Annotated in this window: 20 protein-coding genes, 1 tRNA gene and 1 riboswitch; of the genes, 10 read left to right on the top strand and 11 right to left on the bottom strand. The window is 42.9% G+C overall.

Annotation, left to right across the window (positions count from 1 at the left end; translation table 11 throughout):
• Positions 1–22: 22 nt before the first annotated feature.
• Positions 23–169, bottom strand: coding sequence for a hypothetical protein (locus ATG71_RS23490; RefSeq protein ID WP_179886581.1), 147 nt, complete (start codon positions 167–169; stop codon positions 23–25).
• Positions 170–413: 244 nt separating this feature from the next.
• Between ATG71_RS23490 and ATG71_RS18880 the strand changes: the two genes are divergently transcribed.
• A tRNA-Val gene (locus ATG71_RS18880) sits at positions 414–485 on the top strand.
• A 131-nt stretch (positions 486–616) separates the two neighbouring features.
• On the opposite strand, the gene ATG71_RS23485 is transcribed toward ATG71_RS18880, so the two are convergent.
• The gene (locus tag ATG71_RS23485; RefSeq protein WP_167562135.1) at positions 617–790 is read right to left on the bottom strand and encodes a hypothetical protein; all 174 of its coding nucleotides are present in this window, start codon (positions 788–790) and stop codon (positions 617–619) included.
• 360 nt (positions 791–1,150) lie between these two features.
• On the opposite strand from ATG71_RS23485, the gene ATG71_RS18875 reads away from it, so the two are divergent.
• The 4 genes from ATG71_RS18875 (at position 1,151) to ATG71_RS18860 (ending at position 4,698) form a co-directional block, all read left to right on the top strand.
• Entirely contained in the window at positions 1,151–1,351 is a 201-nt protein-coding gene (locus ATG71_RS18875) for a cold-shock protein (protein WP_034763533.1), read from the top strand.
• Positions 1,352–1,525: 174 nt separating this feature from the next.
• Positions 1,526–2,293, top strand: a complete 768-nt coding sequence (locus ATG71_RS18870) for a 3-hydroxyacyl-CoA dehydrogenase (protein ID WP_098440993.1) — start codon at positions 1,526–1,528, stop codon at positions 2,291–2,293.
• 90 nt (positions 2,294–2,383) lie between these two features.
• Complete coding sequence (locus ATG71_RS18865) at positions 2,384–3,529, top strand: acyl-CoA dehydrogenase family protein (protein ID WP_098440992.1); 1,146 nt, start codon at positions 2,384–2,386, stop codon at positions 3,527–3,529.
• A gap of 14 nt (positions 3,530–3,543) precedes the next feature.
• Entirely contained in the window at positions 3,544–4,698 is a 1,155-nt protein-coding gene (locus ATG71_RS18860; protein WP_098440991.1) for a thiolase family protein, read from the top strand.
• Between the two features lie 42 nt (positions 4,699–4,740).
• Here the strand turns inward: ATG71_RS18860 and ATG71_RS18855 are convergent, their stop codons facing one another.
• On the bottom strand, positions 4,741–5,595 hold the full coding sequence (locus ATG71_RS18855) for a MurR/RpiR family transcriptional regulator (RefSeq protein WP_098440990.1): 855 nt from the start codon (positions 5,593–5,595) through the stop codon (positions 4,741–4,743).
• A gap of 163 nt (positions 5,596–5,758) precedes the next feature.
• On the opposite strand from ATG71_RS18855, the gene gndA reads away from it, so the two are divergent.
• Positions 5,759–7,171, top strand: a complete 1,413-nt coding sequence (gene gndA, locus ATG71_RS18850) for an NADP-dependent phosphogluconate dehydrogenase (protein WP_098440989.1) — start codon at positions 5,759–5,761, stop codon at positions 7,169–7,171.
• 39 nt (positions 7,172–7,210) lie between these two features.
• Here gndA and ATG71_RS23480 read toward each other — a convergent pair whose 3' ends face one another.
• Positions 7,211–7,372, bottom strand: coding sequence for a hypothetical protein (locus ATG71_RS23480; RefSeq protein WP_167562134.1), 162 nt, complete (start codon positions 7,370–7,372; stop codon positions 7,211–7,213).
• 122 nt (positions 7,373–7,494) lie between these two features.
• On the bottom strand, positions 7,495–8,265 hold the full coding sequence (locus ATG71_RS18845) for a SurA N-terminal domain-containing protein (RefSeq protein WP_060670177.1): 771 nt from the start codon (positions 8,263–8,265) through the stop codon (positions 7,495–7,497).
• 572 nt (positions 8,266–8,837) lie between these two features.
• Positions 8,838–9,017: riboswitch (cobalamin riboswitch) on the top strand.
• A 121-nt stretch (positions 9,018–9,138) separates the two neighbouring features.
• Between ATG71_RS18845 and ATG71_RS18840 the strand changes: the two genes are divergently transcribed.
• Positions 9,139–11,400 (top strand): ribonucleoside-diphosphate reductase subunit alpha, encoded by a 2,262-nt coding sequence (locus ATG71_RS18840; RefSeq protein WP_483295346.1) that lies wholly within the window; start codon positions 9,139–9,141, stop codon positions 11,398–11,400.
• 16 nt (positions 11,401–11,416) lie between these two features.
• Positions 11,417–12,454, top strand: a complete 1,038-nt coding sequence (locus ATG71_RS18835; RefSeq protein WP_098440987.1) for a ribonucleotide-diphosphate reductase subunit beta — start codon at positions 11,417–11,419, stop codon at positions 12,452–12,454.
• A gap of 42 nt (positions 12,455–12,496) precedes the next feature.
• Here the strand turns inward: ATG71_RS18835 and ATG71_RS18830 are convergent, their stop codons facing one another.
• Positions 12,497–13,963 (bottom strand): aldehyde dehydrogenase family protein, encoded by a 1,467-nt coding sequence (locus tag ATG71_RS18830; protein ID WP_098440986.1) that lies wholly within the window; start codon positions 13,961–13,963, stop codon positions 12,497–12,499.
• Positions 13,964–13,986: 23 nt separating this feature from the next.
• Positions 13,987–14,724 carry an SDR family oxidoreductase gene (locus tag ATG71_RS18825; protein ID WP_098440985.1) on the bottom strand — a complete coding sequence of 246 codons (738 nt, stop codon included), beginning with the start codon at positions 14,722–14,724 and terminating at the stop codon, positions 13,987–13,989.
• 207 nt (positions 14,725–14,931) lie between these two features.
• On the opposite strand from ATG71_RS18825, the gene ATG71_RS18820 reads away from it, so the two are divergent.
• Positions 14,932–15,234 (top strand): DUF3243 domain-containing protein, encoded by a 303-nt coding sequence (locus ATG71_RS18820; protein ID WP_483295345.1) that lies wholly within the window; start codon positions 14,932–14,934, stop codon positions 15,232–15,234.
• Positions 15,235–15,277: 43 nt separating this feature from the next.
• On the opposite strand, the gene ATG71_RS18815 is transcribed toward ATG71_RS18820, so the two are convergent.
• The 3 genes from ATG71_RS18815 to kynA all read right to left on the bottom strand — a co-directional run bounded on the left by ATG71_RS18815 (position 15,278) and on the right by kynA (position 17,111).
• Complete coding sequence (locus ATG71_RS18815) at positions 15,278–15,721, bottom strand: SACOL1771 family peroxiredoxin (RefSeq protein WP_098440983.1); 444 nt, start codon at positions 15,719–15,721, stop codon at positions 15,278–15,280.
• A 105-nt stretch (positions 15,722–15,826) separates the two neighbouring features.
• Complete coding sequence (locus tag ATG71_RS18810) at positions 15,827–16,027, bottom strand: cold-shock protein (RefSeq protein ID WP_034763568.1); 201 nt, start codon at positions 16,025–16,027, stop codon at positions 15,827–15,829.
• A gap of 244 nt (positions 16,028–16,271) precedes the next feature.
• Positions 16,272–17,111, bottom strand: coding sequence for a tryptophan 2,3-dioxygenase (gene kynA / locus ATG71_RS18805; protein ID WP_098441900.1), 840 nt, complete (start codon positions 17,109–17,111; stop codon positions 16,272–16,274).
• 237 nt (positions 17,112–17,348) lie between these two features.
• Here kynA and ATG71_RS18800 point away from each other — a divergent pair, with 237 nt between their 5' ends.
• On the top strand, positions 17,349–18,161 hold the full coding sequence (locus ATG71_RS18800) for a YihY/virulence factor BrkB family protein (protein ID WP_098440982.1): 813 nt from the start codon (positions 17,349–17,351) through the stop codon (positions 18,159–18,161).
• Positions 18,162–18,195: 34 nt separating this feature from the next.
• Here the strand turns inward: ATG71_RS18800 and ATG71_RS18795 are convergent, their stop codons facing one another.
• The gene (locus tag ATG71_RS18795) at positions 18,196–19,590 is read right to left on the bottom strand and encodes a peptide MFS transporter (RefSeq protein WP_098440981.1); all 1,395 of its coding nucleotides are present in this window, start codon (positions 19,588–19,590) and stop codon (positions 18,196–18,198) included.
• Between the last annotated feature and the right edge of the window lie 40 nt (positions 19,591–19,630).

Here is a 19,630-nt window from a genome sequence, read left to right as displayed (position 1 = left end):
CCACTCATGGGCTAACAGCCTCTTATTTGTTGTCATCCCCTCTTGATATCGTCCGGTCAGAATGAAGAAGGATGGGGGATGCAGCTAAGATATCATGAAGCCTGAAGTTGCGAACAGCTTTCCTGAAATAACAATAAGCTGTGATATAATCCTTTTCAACTCTTTTCACCAGTATTCTCCTTTTCGAGCATTTCAGCTCCGAAGTCATGTATATAATTTCAATGGGACATCGATCCATCAACGATCGCTCTAATATCCTCATCATGTGGAAACCCCTCTCAGTTGAACGTATTGACATTATATGCGAACGAATGTTCCTTTATACATGAAATCTGGAAAAGGTGAATTTCTTTAGAAAAATCCATTGACAATTCTATAAGATTTACTATAATAGAATATGTACCTTACATCGCGACTTGTTAGCTCAGTGGGAGAGCACTTCCTTGACAGGGAAGGGGTCGTGGGTTCGAATCCCTCACAGGTCATACATAGAAAAAAGGATGCATCTTATAAGATGCATCCTTTTTTTTGACGTTAACAGATTGAATTGAAAAAGGACTCTGCTGAATTCGGGTAAGAGTCCTTGTCAAAATCATATTAATTAATATGAAAGTATTTAGTTCACTTCTAATTCTTCTTCAAAATAAAATGTGCCTGGATGTTCCTTTACGATATAAGAATATCGCTTCATGTTTTTAACGTATTGCCATTTTAATATTGTCACTGTTTCTCCTGTTTCCTTGATCGTAACCATAGAGCCATTACTGAACCGATTTTTTGTGGATTTCATTTGGCACTCCCTTTCATATTTAATCATTATACCACAGTTTACCCACCATTTTAGAGTCCCATGAGTGATAAACTTGATAAAACGATCACGTTCCACCAAAAGGACCAGAAGGACGAAGAAAGGAAACGCATTCATGTTAAAAAGTGGAATGAACCTTCCGCGATAGTAGGAGTTAAATTATGTCAGAGGTCTGACTTTAAAAACTTCCGCTTCAAGAACTTGCTTATTTGTTTCATTACTGTTATTCTATAGAAGAATTATTTTTGTCCGGTATACGAGGGAAGAACAAGATTTGGTTTTCACCTGATATCGCAAGAATAGTAATATATTGTGTGTAACGCACTTTAGGAGGCAACAAACATGGAAAATGGTAAAGTAAAATGGTTTAACGCAGAAAAAGGTTTCGGATTCATCGAAGTAGAAGGTGGAGACGACGTATTCGTACACTTCTCAGCGATTCAAGGTGAAGGTTTCAAATCTCTTGACGAAGGTCAAGAAGTATCTTTCGACGTTGAACAAGGTGCTCGTGGACCACAAGCAGCTAACGTACGTAAAGCATAATCTAACTTTACACATTCAAAAACAGACTCATTCGTGAGTCTGTTTTTTTTGTGCGTATTCATGTCTCTGGACCTGCTCTTATGTTGAATAGACGGAATTTTTAAAACTTTATATCTTTTTCCAGGATCCAACGCTAAAATAAAACTATAAGTATGCAGAGTGGAGGAAATTTGAATGGAGATGAAAGATTCTGTGGCCGTCATCACAGGGGGAGCATCCGGACTGGGGGAAGCCACGGCACGAAAAATCATGGAAGAAGGGGGAAAGGTGTATATCCTTGACCTCAATGGTAAGAGAAGCTCTATTTTAAAAGAAGAGTTTGGGGACTCCATGGGCTTTGTTGAAACAGATGTAACGAAGGAATATAGTGTCAAAGAAGCCCTTGATAGAGTGCTGGAGGATTTTGGGGGAATCAATACAGTTGTGAATTGTGCAGGAATCGCACCTCCTGGAAAAGTCGTGGGGAAAGAAGGCATCCATTCCCTTGAACAATTTTCCAAAGTTATTGAAGTGAATTTGATCGGTACGTTCAATGTCATTCGCATGACTGTAGAAAAGATGATGCAAAACATACCGAATGAGCATGGAGAAAAAGGTGTGATCGTGAATACCGCGTCTGTAGCCGCATTTGACGGCCAAATCGGTCAGGCTGCTTATAGCGCATCAAAAGGAGGAGTTGTAGGAATGACTCTGCCAATTGCAAGGGAACTTGCAAGGGACGGCATCAGGGTCATGACGATTGCTCCAGGATTATTTCACACCCCAATGTTTGATACCCTTCCAGAAGAGGCAAGACATTCCCTTGGAAACATGGTTCCTTTCCCTAAAAGACTTGGTTATCCATCTGAATATGCTCAGTTGGTGAAAAGCATACTCGAAAACCCGATGTTGAATGGAGAGACGATCCGACTGGACGGTGCCATCAGAATGCAGCCTAAATAATCTGTGGAGACAGTGGAGTGAATGTAGATTCATTCATTATACATGTAAGCGCTATCCTTTATCCACCTATATGAAGTGAGGGAGAGACGTATGAAACATCCTTATTTAACTGAAGAACACAGTATATTTCGTCAGGCTCTGAGGAAATTTCTGCAAAAGGAAGCTTATCCTTATTATGAGGAGTGGGAGCATAACCGGATGGTTCCCAGATCATTTTGGGAAAAGATGGGGAAACAGGGGTTTCTTTGCCCGGATATTGAAGAGGAATATGGGGGAAGCGGGGTCGATTGGGCCTTTTCGGTCATCATTAATGAGGAATTGGAAAGAGTTGGATCCGGATTGATCGGAATAGGTCTTCATAATGATATCGTCGTTCCCTATATTTCAGAGTACGGGACAATACAACAGAAAAAGAAGTGGCTTCCTTTATGTGCGAGGGGAAAGATGATCACAGCCATTGCCATGACAGAGCCGGGTGCGGGTTCTGATTTAGCCGCCATCAAAACAACAGCCCTCCCAGATGGAGAGCATTATATCGTGAACGGGCAAAAGACCTTTATAACCAATGGTATACATGGTGATTTAGTGATTGTGGCTGTTAAAACGGATCCTCGCAGTAAACCGCCCCATAAAGGTGTCAGCCTGTTGGCGATTGAAAGGGATACTCCAGGGTTTTCCAGGGGACGCAAGCTGGATAAAATCGGATTACACTGTCAGGATACTGCCGAACTCATATTTGAAGATTGTAAGGTACCGAAAGAGAATCTGATTGGAGAGGAAGGCAACGGCTTTCGATATTTGATGAATAAGCTGCAGCAGGAACGGCTCATCGTGGCGATTGTAGCCCAAACAGCTTCAGAAGAAATGTTTTCCCTTACGATGGAATACGTGAAGAGCCGTCAAGCCTTTGGAAGACCTGTCAGCCAATTTCAGAATACCCAATTCAAGATGGCAGAAATGGCGACTGATATTGAAATGGGAAGAGCTTTTTTGGATGGGTTGATAGCCGAGCATATGCATGGAATGGACGTGGTGACAAAGGTATCCATGGCCAAGTATAGGCTGACAGAAATGGCTCGTCAAATTGCGGCAGATTGCATGCAGCTTCACGGTGGATATGGCTATATGGAAGAATATCCGATTGCAAGGCGATATCGGGATATACCGGTTGCAAGCATTTATGCCGGCACGAATGAAATCATGAAAGTGATCATTGCGAAGAATCTGGGGTTATAGAAAGGGAGAGTGGGATGAGAGAAGTTGTCATTGTTGAAGGGATCCGTTCTGCGGTTGGAAGGAGAAAAGGATCGTTAATGGGGATGAGACCTGACGATTTGGCAGGTGAGATACTTAAAGGATTGGTAGAGAAGTCGGGGGTGGATCCGGATTGCATCGATGATGTCATTCTTGGGTGTGTTACTCAGTCTGGAGAACAGGCGGGGGATATTGCCAGGGTGTCTGCGCTTATAGCGGGTTTTCCGATTGAAGTGCCCGGCACAACCATTGACCGTCAGTGTGGTTCGAGTCAACAGGCCGTTCACTTTGCTTCACAAGCCATCCTTTCCGGGGATATGGATGTCGTTATTGCAGGTGGGATAGAGAACATGACAAGAACGCCGATTGGATCTAATTATCAAGGGGCAGGTTTCAGTGAAAAGTTAAGGGGAAAGCATGAAATCATTCATCAGGGGTTATCAGCAGAGCGAATTGCAGAAAAATATGGTTTTACCCGTGAAGAATTAGACCGGTTCTCTTATCATAGTCATCAAAAAGCTTTAAGAGCCCAGGAAGAAGGACGCTTCGATCGTGAAATTTATGGTGTGAAAGTACAAGGTGAAGACGGAAATCCGTTCTTCTTCACGAAAGATGAAGGACCAAGAAAAGAAACGTCAATCGAAATACTGAGGAAATTAAAACCGGCATTCAAAGATGACGGCGTCATTCATGCGGGGAATGCCAGTCAAATCAGTGATGGTGCTGCAGCCCTGCTTCTTATGTCGAAAGAAAAAGCCGAAGAATTGGGTTTGAAAGCACGTTTCAAGGTTCATACCCGTGTGGTGGTGGGGTCTGATCCGACCCTGATGTTAACGGGCCCCATCCCTGCAACCAGGAAAGCCCTGCAAAAAGCGGGGCTGACTGTCGCGGATATTGACATTTTTGAAGTGAATGAAGCGTTTGCTCCGGTGGCACTTGCATGGTTGAAGGAGATAGATGCGGATGCTTCCAAGTTAAACCCGAATGGAGGGGCAATCGCCCTCGGGCATCCGTTAGGGGCCAGTGGAGCAAGGATCATGGTGAGCATGATGCATGAGCTTGAACGCACGGGAGGAAGATACGGCCTGCAAACAATGTGTGAAGGACACGGCATGGCCAATGCCACAATCATTGAAAGACTTGATGTATAATAATGAGAGGGACGGACCTATGCAGGTCCGTCCCTCTCATTATTATACTTTTTTAATGGAGATGGCATCGCGAATTTTCTGCAGGGAGGTTTTGGATAGATCTTTCCGTTTCTTCATGATGTTCACATAGAGGGCATCCACAATGCTCAGCTGACTGATTCTTGACGCAAGGGCTTCCCCGCGGTATTCAGTTTCCTGTGAGACGGTGAATAATGGAATATCGATCCTGCTGCTCAAAGGAGATTTAGCGAAATGAGTGATGCCGATTGTGGTGACATGATTTTTCTTCGCCACCTCCAGCACTTCCAATAGATCCTTATTGGCCCCTGAATGGGAAATAAACACAATCACATCTTCTTCCGTCAGTTGAGAAGCGGATATCAGCTGCATGTGGGAGTCACTATAGGCGTTAGTGGTCATCCCCGTTCTGAGAAACTTATGATGGGCATCCATGGCAATGAATCCTGAACCGCCTGTTCCATAGAATTCGATCCTCCTAGCATCTAGCATCGCTTGAACGGCTTGCCGGAACGTGTCTTCTTTCATGATGCGCAATGAGTCTTCAAGGCTCCTCATATTGGACCTGAACACCTTTTGGGCGATGACCCCTTCAGAATCCTCTTCTTGGATGGTCTCGTGGATATCTTTTATCGGTGCCACAAGATCAGAAGCAAGTGAAATCTTCATCGCCTGGTAGCCTTTGAAGCCTAATCGCTTGCAGAAGCGGAAGACGGTGGCATCTGCAATTCCGAGATCTTCTGCCACCCCACTGATGGTTGAATGGATAATTTTTTCAGGATTAGCAATAATAAAATCAGCAATCATCTTTTCTTTTTCACTGAAGTGTGAGTAATGGGACCGGATTCGTGGAAAACAATGTTGAGCCTGCTCATCCATGATGGTAGAATACCTCCTGTAAGACTTCTGTGAAAATAATTTTAACCTATTTTACGAAATAAAAAAATATTATTTCATAAAAAACCACCACGGAAATTTATTTCGTATTATAATAATAACGGTGAAGTAATCTATTTATTCGTACTTGAAAGGAATGATCGTAATGACAAAACAACAAATAGGAGTCGTCGGCGTCGGAGTGATGGGAAAGAGCCTCGCCTTAAACTTTGAAAGCAGGGGCTATTCAGTTTCTATATATGATGTGTCGGATGAAAAGGTAAAAGAAGTACTGGACGAGCATCAAGGAAAAAATATGGTTGGAACACATGATGTAATTGAATTTGTTCAATCGTTGGAAGTACCGCGTAAAATTCTCATCATGGTACCTGCCGGGAATATCACGGACAAAGCGATTGATTCATTGCTACCTCATCTGGATAAAGGGGATATCCTCATCGACGGTGGGAACGCATACTTCGAAGATACCATCCGCCGCAACAAGGCGTTGGAGGAGAAGGGAATCAATTTCATCGGTGCAGGAGTATCCGGTGGAGAAGAGGGTGCATTATACGGCCCTGCGATTATGCCGAGCGGCCAGAAAGAAGCGTATGATTTAGTCGAACCTTTCCTGACAGCCATCGCTGCCAAGGTAAAAGGAGATGCATGCAGTACATATATCGGCCCGGACGGATCCGGCCATTACGTGAAAATGGTTCATAACGGAATAGAATACAGTGATATGCAACTCATTTGTGAAGCATATTATCTAATGAAGAATGTGCTGGGGTTAAGTGCAACGGAACTTCATGAAATTTTCAAAGAATGGAACGCCGGGGAGCTTGACAGCTATCTGATTGAAATTACAGCCGATATCTTCACAAAGGTGGATGAAGAAACAGGCAAGCCCCTTGTCGATGTCATTTTAGATACTGCCGGTCAAAAAGGGACAGGAAAATGGACGAGCATCAGTTCCCTTGAATTAGGAGTGCCGTTATCCATCATCACTGAATCTGTTTTTGCCCGCTTCATTTCAGCCATGAAGGAAGAACGTGTGAAGGCGAGCAAGATCCTGAGAGGACCTAAAAATAAAGAGTTTACAGGTAATAAACAGGAGTTCATCGAAATGATCCGCAAAGCCTTGTACTTGAGCAAGATCTGTTCTTATGCACAAGGGTTCGCACAGCTTCAATCGGCGTCGGATGAGTACGGTTGGGATCTTAAACCGGGTGAAATTTCCATGATCTTCAGGGGCGGTTGCATCATTCGTGCCGGCTTCCTTGGAGAAATCAAGAATGCCTATGATCGTGATCCCAGCTTAACGAATCTGCTCCTTGATCCATATTTTAAAGAGATTGTGGAAAATTATCAGGATGAAGCAAGGGAAGTAGTGGCAACAGCCATCAAACTGGGCATTCCTGTACCGGGTCTCGCCAGTGCATTAGCTTATTATGACAGCTATCGTTCTGAATCACTGCCGGCGAATCTGCTGCAGGCACAACGGGACTATTTCGGAGCCCATACGTATCAGCGTATAGACAAAGAAGGTACTTTCCATACAGATTGGCTGGCTAAATAATATAGAACCGCCCTGTGGATCATCCACAGGGCGGTTTATTTATTCGTCTTTGGTATCATGTTTTTTCTTTTCGTCACGTTGGTCTTTTTTTAGTTCATCGATAGGGATGGGATCGACATTTTGTTCACTTTCATGCTGATCAAGGATACTTTCCTGATCCTGCTCGGCATTTTCCGGATTTTGATTTGTTCTTTTGGTCATGATGCTCATCCTCCTTTAATTGATCGGTTCTTATACCATACCCCCGGAACAGGGAGAAAAACCTCCTGTGGAAGATAGGACCAAAAAAAAGCCGCCATAAGAAGGCGGCTTTCTGACTTGTGTTAGATTTTCACATCAATTTTAGCATTTTTCTTTAAGTCCTCAACATGTTGAACGAGCTTTTCTTGTTTTTTCTGTTGCTCCAGCTGAGTTTTGATCTGTGGTTTTACATCTTCAAATTTCGGTGCATCCTTGGCTTGATCTTGACCTTGTTGACTGGCATATTGATCATAAAACTTCTTCATTTCATCTTCAGTCACTTCGTCGACTTTGATTTCTTTTTCAACGTAGTTTGTGTACTTGATATTCTCAGCAATTTGAGTTTTCAGCTCATCCATGGTAAATCCGGCTTTCTTCATTGCTTCTTCGAATTGCTTTTCATCTTTGTATTGCTTTTTCACTTCTTCGAGCTGTTTATTGATTTCATCATCCGTCGCTTTATAGCCTTTTTCCTCGGCCTGTTGCATAAGAAGCGTTTGACCGACTATGCTATCGATGGTTTGATCTTTGATTTTCTTGGCAGCATCTTTACTTGTCGGGTCCTGCCCCATTTGTTGATACTGCATCTGTGATTGAGTCAACACATTGTTGAAATCTTCACCTTTGATTTTTTCGTCGTTGACGATAGCTACGACCTTATCTTTTTCAACTTTTTGTTTATCCATTTTCTTTTGCATTTCTTCCATCTTTTTCGCTTGCTCTTCTTGAGCCTTTTTGTCAGAAGCTTCTGTTTTTGGTTTATCGTCAGCTTTTTGGCTCTCCTCATTCGAACCGCAAGCGGCTAGTCCAATTGTTAATAATCCTACTAGTAAAGTCGTTAATAGTTTCTTCATAATAGACTCCTTTCAGAACTAAGGTGTGATTTCTAAAAAAATCACTTAATGGGCATTGTAAATGAAAAACCTGCAAAAAGAAAGCATTTAGGTCAAAAAGTATTGATTGTAATCTGGATGAAACACGGGTAAAAGGCTGTTTCTTCTTTAATACACTGACATATATAGGGGGTATCATTTCTACTATGGTGATTAAGCAGAAGGATTATTACATACATCCTTTCAAAAAAAAGAGGTTGTTTAAATCGAGTCTTTCTCCATTTAAACAACCTATCAAAAATATTGGGGACCAAAGAATACTGTCAAACAACCTTCTATTTGGATTATAGAGATGAACTCCATTTCCCTCAACCCACATATAAGTAAATGAGGACGGAGAACTGTCCGTTTGGAGGCACTATTCCATCTTCTTCTCTCCTTTTCAAGGAAAATAATAATTATAAGCATATTCCATGGTCCATTTTTGTAAAAATAAAAATGAATAGATTTACTTGTAAATTCATTTTGAATCATATATGATAGTTAAGGACACAACATTTGGTGTCTAATAGTATTTTAGTAACTATATATTGATTATAACCTGTAAATAAGGTGTCTGATGAGACTTAAAAGGGAATCCGGTGAGAATCCGGAGCTGTCCCCGCAACTGTATGTGCTGACGAAATAAGGAACTGCCACTGTCGTATCGATGGGAAGGCCTTAGAGTAGAGTGAAGCGCAAGTCAGGAGACCTGCCTTATTTAACACGTGTTATCTTCTTCGGGAATTGGGAGGATAAAGCGAGGATTACAATAGGCGTTAGGTCTATTCATATCTCCGTATTGTTTAAAGCCCGTCCTTCTTGAAGGATGGGCTTTTTTTGACTCCTTCCCACATTAAGAAACGGGAGGAAAGAATCATGACATTCACAATGGTCAAACAAAAAGAAGTGGAAGGGATTCTCCACAGCCTTAGCAAACAGTTTCCCAACCTGGATTTCACAGAATTCGATAAGAAAATCACCAAGTATGCAAACCAGCAGGAGGAATGGACCAAAGAACAGCTTCATCATTTCATGATCCTGACAGCGATCGAACGTATCACCGCGCTCGAACCTGAGTGGACTTATGTGGCAGCATCCTTGTACATCAAGGATTTATATGAGGGCATTTCTTTTTCGAGGGGGAAATCAGAAGAGAATCTAACAAGCTCATTTTATCAGGTGGTCAAAGATTTAACTGAAGCTCACCTTTATTCCCCGTCACTATTGGATTCATATAGCAAGGAAGAAGTTGATTACTTAGGTTCCATACTGGATTTCAACAGGGATCAACTCTTTACTTACATAGGGATCGTTACACTGGCCGAGAGGTATTTGACAAAGTCCCATAATGGAAAAGTGCTGGAGCTTCCTCAAGAGCGATTTATGGTCATCAGTATGACATTATGCATGAATGAGGAAAAAGAAAAAAGAATCTCTTTGATTGAAGAAGCCTACTGGGCACTATCCAATTTGTATATGACCGTGGCAACCCCAACATTTGCAAATGCAGGAAAAAGCCATGGCCAGTTATCCAGCTGTTTCATTGATACAGTGGAAGATGATTTAAGAAGCATTTATGACAGTAATACTGACGTTTCCACTCTTAGTAAGAATGGAGGGGGACTTGGGATTTATTTAGGGAAGGTCCGTAGCAGAGGGAGTAATATAAAGGGCTTTAAAGGAGTGAGCTCCGGGGTCATACCTTGGATGAAACAACTGAATAATACGGCTGTTTCCGTCGATCAATTAGGGCAGCGCCAGGGTGCGATTGCCGTATATTTAGACGTATGGCACAAAGATATCTTTCCATTTCTGGATACCCGGTTAAACAATGGGGACGAAAGACAGCGGACCCATGACCTCTTCACAGGGGTCTCTATACCGGACTTATTTATGGAGCGGGTGGAGAAGCGGAAAGATTGGTATTTATTCGATCCCCATGAAGTGAAAACTATCATGGGCTATTCATTGGAAGATTTCTATGATGAAACAAAAGGCGATGGATCATTCCGGCACAAGTACTGGGAGTGTGTAGCTCATCCTATCCTTTCAAGGGAAGTGGTACCGGCAATCGATATTTTTAAGCGGATCATGATCTCCCAGCTTGAAACGGGGACCCCATATATGTTTTACCGAGATAGAGTAAACCGTTTGAATGCAAATTCTCATAAAGGAATGATCTACTGCAGTAACTTATGTACGGAAATCGCCCAGAATATGAGTGCGACTGTGATGGAAGAAGAGGTGATCCGGGATGGGAAGATCGTCACGTATAAGTCTCCGGGAGATTATGTCGTTTGCAATCTTGCATCCATTTCTTTAGCCAAGACCATAATGAATGATGAGCTTGAGAGAGTGGTGTCAATAGCCGTAAGATTGCTTGATAATGTGATTGACTTAAACGATCTTCCCGTCCTGCAGGCCCGGATCACCAATCAGAGGTACAGGGGGATCGGATTAGGGACATTCGGATGGCATCATCTCCTTGCCTTGAAGGGATTGAAGTGGGAAAGCAGTCAGGCGGTCGACTATTGTGATTCCCTTTATGAAGAGATTGCATTTTACACGATAAAGGCAAGCCATGAACTGGCAAAAGAAAAAGGAAGCTATCCTTATTTCGACGATTCGGACTGGTCGACAGGAGAATATTTTCTAAAAAGGGAATATGCAAGTGAAAGATGGATTGAATTAAGGGATGGGATTAAAGACAAAGGGATCCGCAATGGGTATTTAATGGCGGTAGCACCCAATTCCTCAACCTCGATCATTGCGGGTTCCTCTGCGAGCATCGATCCGATATTCAGTCTCCAGTATTCAGAAGAAAAGAAAGATTACAAGATTCCAGTGACCGCTCCCGATCTGTCTCCTGAAACAACCTGGTATTACAAGACCGCTTATCATGTGGATCAACATTGGAGTGTGGAACAGAACAAAAAGAGGCAGAGACATATCGATCAGGGGATTTCATTTAATCTGTATGTGCGAAATGACATCAAGGCTAAAGATTTATTGGATCTTCATCTGGATGCATGGAAGTCCGGATTGAAGACCACTTATTATGTAAGGTCAACGAGCGTATCCAACTTTGAAGAATGCGAAAGCTGTCATAGCTAGGGGAGGAAGAGGGAGAATGGAAGAATTGAAACAGCGGGTCCTGATTGATTCACTGGCCCCAAATAAATCAACGGGTATCGTAAACGGGAAAAGTTCCAATATATTAAACTGGGATGACGTTCGATTTCCCTGGGCCTACCCAAAATATAAAAGGATGCTCGGGAATTTCTGGACCCCTTTTGAAATCAATATGGCTAAAGATATTAAGCAGTTCCCTACTTTACCTGAGAACGAGCAGGAATCCTTTCTTAAGATCATAGGTCTCCTGGCGCTGCTTGATAGTGTTCAAACCGATTATGCGGGAAAAGTGGCAGATTATCTGACGGATTCGAGTTTAAACGCCCTGATGATCATCCTGGCACAGCAGGAAGTCGTGCATAACCATTCCTACAGCTATGTGTTATCCAGCATCGTGTCAAAAAGAGAGCAAAATGAAGTGTTTGACTTTTGGAAGAACGATCCCATTCTATTGAAAAGGAATGAATTTATCACAAATGGCTATAAAGAATTTGTTGAATCACCGACTGTTCAGAATCTATTAAAGTCAATCATTTATGATGTCGTCCTGGAAGGATTGTTCTTCTATTCAGGTTTTGCTTTTTTCTATCATTTAGCAAGAAATCAAAAGATGGTCGCAACCAGCACGATGATCAACTATATCAATCGTGACGAACAGCTTCATGTCGGCTTGTTCGAAAAAATATTTAAAGAAGTGTTGAATGAAAATCCCGCATATCAGACGGAAGAACTGCGTACATTCGGGATGGAAACATTTAAGCAGGCAGCGCACCTCGAAATGGAATGGGGGAGGGAGATCATTGGATCCCATGTGGAAGGGCTTCTGATGAGTGATTTGGAGGATTATATTAAGTTCATGGCCAATAAAAGAGCGAAGCAATTAGGTTTTGACGAACCATTCGAGGGGTACAGAACGAATCCCCTTAAATGGATCATAGCGTATCAGGAAGTCGATAGGGGAAAGACCGATTTCTTTGAACAAAAATCAAGGCAATACACGAAAACTTCGGATGCAAATGGATTTGATGATCTGTAAAGTGTGACATAAAAAAAGCGAGTCGGCATGACTCGCTTTTTGTTATCTTTTTTCAATGAAAGGACCATAATCCCTTCTTTTATGTTGAACGGCCACCCATTTCACCGTCGTGAATTCTTCAAGGGCCCATTCTCCGTTAAAGCGTCCCAGCCCTGAATCTTTTTCTCCACCGAATGGCATATGTGGCTCGTCATTCACAGGTTCGTCATTGATATGAATCATCCCGGTTTCCACTTGATGAGCCACATTCGTCGCTCTTTCGATGGATGAAGAATGGACTGCGCCGCTTAAGCCGTATGGGTGTTCATTAGCAAGCCCCACAACTTTTTCTTCGGATTCGAAAGGAATGATGGCTGCCACTGGTCCGAAAATTTCATTCTTTGCAATCGGCATTGAATTTGTCACATGGGTCAGAACTGTGGGATATAATAAGTTCTTTTCTGCATTTCCTCCAAGAACCACTTCAGCGCCCATTTCCTTGCTGCTTTCAATATCCTTCAATATCCGGTCTACTTGATTTTGATCGATCAAAGGACCGATATGTGTCTTTTTGTCCGAGGGATCTCCAACATGTAATTCTTTCACCCTGGAAACGAAGGCATCCACGAACTTATCATACATCCCTTGTTGAACCATGATCCGATTGATGCTCATGCATATTTGACCCTGGTGATAGAATTTACCGAAAAGGGCTGATTCAACTGCCTGATCAAGGTCTGCATCATCAAGTACGATAAAGACATTATTTCCACCGAGCTCCAACGCCGTTTTCTTAAGGTTTTTCCCTGCAAGTTCCCCGATGCGGCGTCCCACTTCCGTAGATCCTGTAAAGGAAATCAAGCGGGGGATGGGGTGTGTAACGATATCATCCCCGATTTCCGACCCTTTTCCTACTACAACATTGAGAAGTCCTTTGGGAAGTCCGGCTTCTTCAAATATACTTGCAAATAATAACCCGCCAGTCACAGGGGTATGTGTAGCTGGCTTAACCACAACCCCGTTGCCGGTAGCCAAAGCAGTCGCAATGGAGCGTACAGCCAGATGGAAGGGGAAATTCCATGGGCTGATGATGCCGACGACTCCAAGGGGTGCCCTGTACACCCTGTTTTCCTTACCGGGAACTTGGGAAGGCAGGATTTTCCCTTCCATCCTATAAGGATACGTTGCAGCTTCCTTCATGCTGTTAATGGAGACAGTTACTTCCCCTGCAGCTTTCATATACGTACTGCCGGACTCCTTGATGAGCCATTCAATGATTAAATCCTTATTTTCTTCAACAACAGAGACCGCCTTTTCCATAATGGCTCTCTTTGTTTGAGGAAGCTCATTTGCCCAGGATTTTTGGGCTTCCTGTGCTGAGTGATACGCTTTATCGAGATCTTCTTTACTGGCAGCTTTAATGGATCCGATTTCATTATGGTCATAGGGATTCTGATTCGGTATTGTATTATCACTGCTTCCATCAAGCCATTCACCATTGATGAAAAGTTTGTCAAATTGTGTATTCATAAAAATCATTTCCTCCTTGTTGTTTACATATCCTGCTGGGTAGGGCGTACAATGATTTCATTGACATCTACATGATCCGGCTGCAAAACGGCATAAGAAATCGCTTTGGCGATATTTTCACTGTCCAGGGGCTTCATATCCCGATCCTTGAAAGCGGCCAGGATATCTTCGTCTGTAATGGTTTCAGTCAGTTCTGTTGCAACTGCTCCAGGACAGATAATCGTTGTACGAATGTTATGCGATGCATTCATTTCCTGTCTCAAGCCTTCTGTAATCGCCCTGACGGCATATTTGGTCCCACTGTAGACTGAACTGCCCGGCATCACTTTATGTCCGGCCACGGATGAAATGTTGATGATATGGCCTGACTTCTGATCTTCCATATAAGGAAGAACAGCGGATATCCCATAGAGTACCCCTTTAATATTGACGTCGACCATCTGATCCCATTCTTTGATTTTGCGTTTGTTTATAAGGGAAAGGGGCATGAGGCCTGCATTATTGACCAATACATCAATCCGGCCGGCTTCTTCATCGGTTTTCTTCGCAAGTTGTTCCATTTCTTCGACGTTCGTCACATCTGTAACGTGATAAAATGCCGTTCCACCCATTTGCTCTATTTCATTTTTCAATTCCTTTAAACGTTCTTCCCGTCTCGCTGCAAGCATGACCGTCATATCCTTTGAAGCTAATTCCTTTGCTGTAGCCTGTCCGATCCCACTGCTTGCTCCCGTAATGATCGCTACCTTCTTTGAACTCATACTCATTTGTCCTCCTTAAAAGTTGTTTAGCTTTATCTCCGTATTGTTTACACATTACGTGCAGGAAATAAACTATACAGAGAGAGTCGAGTGTATTTTCCAAATAAAAGAAAATAAAGGTTTAGTAATTCCACTGCTGGGAATATACATAGTAGATTAGTGAGAGGAGAGGTTGGCTGCATGGCAAATCATTCTACAGAAGAAAAGATGGAGTCGAAGGTAGACAGTACAATGGATCGCATGTCCCAGGACAAAAAAGAGGACATTCTTTCAAACTTTGATCATTTCAAAAAATACTTAGGTGACAAGGTTTCCTTAGCAGATAAGCTTGGGATGAATGAAGAGCAGCAGGCAAAGGCAGCACAGAAGGTAGGGGACTATCTTGCAGCTCATGAAGAACCGAAAAACAGGGAAGAGAAGCTGTTATATGAATTATGGAAAGCGGGAAATAAAGACGAACAGCATATGCTTTCACATATGCTCGTGAAACTTGTTCACGCAGAGTCGTGAGCAAACAAAGAAGGGCATCCGGTCGGATGCCCTTCTTTGTTTGCTACATATGTATTTCTGGATCTACCTTCACCAATACATTTCCCATGAGGGCACGGGTGATCATGCATGACTGTTCAGCTTTCAGCATTAATTTCTTGGAAAGTGCAATGTCTTTCTCACTGGCAGTAGAACCGAGTGACAGGATTGGCCGATGAATGATTTCTTTATACGTGATGACCCCTTTTTCTACCTCTACAATTCCTTCGGAAGTCATGGTTAAGTCTTTTTTTTCTATATGGCTTCTTTCCAGCATCGCTGCAAGCGTGATGATATAACAGGTAGCCGCAGCTCCAAGGAGCATTTCATCAGGATTTGTCCCGATCCCTGGACCGTCCATTTCAGGTGGGATCGAAATTTTCGTATGAAAATGTTCCGAGCTCAAGGTGCCTGTATCATTCCTGAGACCCGGCCATTCAGTCGAGATATGAAACGAGTGTTTTGCCATACATAGAATCCTCCCAGAAAACTAGTTAAGAATATTGTATACACTATGTGAGTGGATGGCAAAGAAAAAAGACTCTACAGAGTAGAGTCTTTCCGTAAGCATAAATTATGCTTTAGTAACGTTAGCTGCTTGGTCTCCACGGTTTCCTTGAACGATTTCAAAAGAAACTTTTTGACCTTCTTCTAAAGTTTTGAATCCTTCGCCTTGAATAGCTGAGAAGTGTACGAACACGTCGTCTCCACCTTCGCGCTCGATGAATCCGAAACCTTTTTCTGCGTTAAACCATTTAACTGTACCTTCTAACATAATGTTACCTCCTCGTGTGTTCTCCACACAATGTATTACTATTCTTGCTCATGTAACTTCAAGGCGAAAAGCTTTAAAAACTTTGTCCATCCTTCCATTCCGAACAAAAATAATTCTATTACATATTATCAGGTAATTTTATTTATGGCAACCCTGAGGACTTCCATTAATAAAAATAGGCTAAAGGAATGTGAATAGTGCATGTATTCTAAAAACGTTTAAAATAGTATGTGTAAAAGCTGAATCAAAGGGTCGTGCGCACATTCCAAAGCTCAGGGAAAAAGCGGTGGTCAAGCACTTTTTTCAAATACCCGACACCGCTTGAGCCACCGGTCCCCATTTTGTGACCGATGATTCTTTCGACTGTTTTCATATGGCGGAACCGCCATTGCTGAAGCCAATCCTCAATGTCGATTAATTTTTCAGCCAACTCATAAAGGTCCCAATATTGATCTGGATTCTTATAGACGGTCGTCCAGGCTTCAAGTACCGACTGGTCTTCACTGTAGGGTTTTGTATAATCACGATTCTTCACATCTTCATGAATAGGCAACCCGGCACCCGCCAAAGCAAGGATGGAAACATCATAAAGGGAAGGGGCCTCATAGGCTTCGGTAAGCTGGGCTAATAATTCCGGATCTTTTTTGTAAATTTGAAGAACATGGCTGGTTTTATATCCCAGGGCGAATTCAATCATCCTGTATTGATATGATTGAAACCCGGAGGCTTGACCAAGGCTGTCCCTGAATTGGACATACTCTGATGGAGTGAGGGTCGATAACACGTCCCATGCATGGATGATCTGGGATTGTATCTTTGAAACCCTGGCAAGCATTTTAAATGCCGGGGACAGTTCGCCTTTTTGAATGGAGGCGATGCTTGCCCTGGTTTCATGCAGGATCAGTTTCATCCATAGTTCACTGACTTGGTGGATGATAATGAACAGCATTTCATCGTGGTGACCGGATAAACGCTTTTGACTGCCCAATAACGTATCAAGCCCCAGATATTCACCATATGTCATCCTATTGATAAAATCCGTATATACTTCTTCATTCCCCATGGAATCGTTCTTGTTAACCATAAAGATTCTCCCTTTCTTCTGTGTGGATTCAGAGATGCAACTGATTGATCCCCTTTTATATATATTTCTTGAAGGGAGCACGTAAATCCTCCCTCGGTTTTAAGCTCGGTATTTTTTGAATGGGGATGGAAGGATGCGCCATTTGGTCGATGAATTCAGTAAAACGGTTCAAAGAGGATTGAATCGGATCTTAAAGGGGAAAATAATAGTATCTTTTCCTGCCTAGGAGTTAAAACCATGAATATCATACATCATATTAAGACGGTGACTGTTCGATTTTTCAAGGAACGCTTCTTCGATCACTCAGCGCAGTTGGCCTATTACTTATTGTTATCCATTTTCCCATTTTTGCTTTTCGTGTTTTCATTAATCAGTTATCTGCCCATATCTGAGACCAATGTGCTGCTCTTGATCAAACCTTTTGCCCCTGATAAATCATACGCCATCATCCAGGATAATATTGAACGCATTCTATATGACCAGAGAGGGGACGTCTTGTCGGTTTCCATTTTCTTCACCTTCTGGCTTTCTTCGATGGCGGTCCAATCGATGGTACGTTCGTTGAATCAGGCATACGGGATCGAAAGGAAGAAACCCTTTTTAATCGCATTGTTTTATGATCTTTTATTGACGGTCGGATTCATGGTCCTCATTTCGTTTTCCCTTATCGTACCGGTTGTCGAGGAGTATGTCCGTCATGCACGATTTACAGAAGGTAAAATTAACGGTGAGTGGAGTCAGGCCTGGGTGATCGGCAAATGGGGATTGAGCTCTGTTTTCATGTTCATCCTCTTTGTCTTTCTGTATATGGTCGTCCCAAGTAAGAGGATATCATTTCTCCATGTCATCCCTGGCGCACTGGTTGCGGCATTCGGGTGGCAGGGAGTATCGTGGCTGTATGGAACTTATGTGAAGTTGAATGATTATTCCCAATTTTACGGTCAGTTGGGGAGTGTCATTACGCTGGTGGTTTGGTTTTATATATCCTCAACCATCCTGTTGATCGGGGGCTTGTTGAACGGTAGTGTGGCGAAGAAAACATTAAAATAGAAATCGCCCGGCATTGGTGCCGGGCGATTTCTATTTATGATAGGTGGTTCTCTTCACGCATCATGACTACGAGCTTCTTCGAAATGGTCAATAGTACTATTCCCAAAATGATGGCAGTTGCCCCTATGACGGCGAATATTTCTAAATACCCGAGAGTCGCGGTGAGTGAAGCAAGTTGACCTGCAAGTAAGCTTGCCACCCCGATCGCAGCCATCCACACCCCCATCAGGAGAGAGGCGATCTTCACGGGGGCGACTTTACTGACGAGAGACAATCCGACAGGGGACAGAAATAATTCTCCTAATGTGTGAAGCAAATACGTAAAAACGATGAACAGGAGATTGGCTTTTACTGTGATGCTTTGTTCATCGGACCCGGTTTGCATGACTGCAGGAATGAGGACCATGAATCCCAGGCCGAGTAGGATCATTCCGATCCCCATTTTCGTCGTCATATTTAAATCTCCCTTTTTCGATCGGGAAAGTCGTAACCAGACACTTGAGAGGATCGGTGCAAGGATGACGATGAATAATGGATTGACGGATTGGAACCACGCAACGGGAATGGTATAACCGAACACGTCACGATCGATGAAATTTTTTGTATAGAGAGTGAATGAACTCCCGGCCTGTTCAAACCCCGCCCAGAAAAATACGACAAAGCATGCAAGGATGAGAATGGCCGTAGTACGCTGCTTTTCCTTCTTGGTCAAAGGCACATCCCTGTCTTCATTGGCTTCTTCTGCCAATACCTTATTCGGCTTCAAACCGACGTCGCCAAGATATTTATTGTTCAAAGCACTGAAGATGATCTGCCCAATGATCATTCCGATGGAGGAGGCAAGGAATGCCCATTTGAATCCATAATGCATCGTTCCGTCCGCCATGGTGGTGAGGAACAGGTCCTCTGCAAGAAAACCTGCAATGAGTGGAGCAAATAATGCTCCCAGGTTGATTCCCATATAGAATATGGTAAAGGCGGCATCTTTTCGTTTATCGTTCCGTGGGTATAGCTCCCCTACGAGGGTGGAAATATTCGGTTTAAAAAAACCGTTCCCAAGAACGAGGAGGGCAAGTCCTGCATATAAGCCGATTTGGGAGTGAGTCAGGAAAATGGTGAAATCTCCACATGCCATGGTGATTCCTCCAATGGTGATCGCCTTTCTCAGCCCGATGTATCGATCCGTCAGCCATCCTCCTAATATAGGGGTGAAATAAACACTGCCGGTATAAATACCATAAATGGACAACGCTTTTGCAGGATCCACTCCCAAGCCTCCGCTTACGAAGGCTGTCGTTAAGTAAAGAACGAGCAGGGCCCTCATTCCATAGTAACTATACCGTTCCCATAGTTCTGTAAAGAATAAAAGGTAAAGACCTTTGGGGTGCTTTTTACCTTGTGGTAAACGGTCTAATGTTGATGAGTTCACGTTATCACTCCTTTATTTTTAACATGTGGGTAGGGCAGGC

Source organism: Bacillus sp. es.034 (assembly GCF_002563655.1).
In the GTDB taxonomy this organism is placed as follows: Bacteria; Bacillota; Bacilli; order Bacillales; family Bacillaceae_B; genus Rossellomorea.
This window is presented reverse-complemented; position numbering and strand designations above follow the sequence as displayed.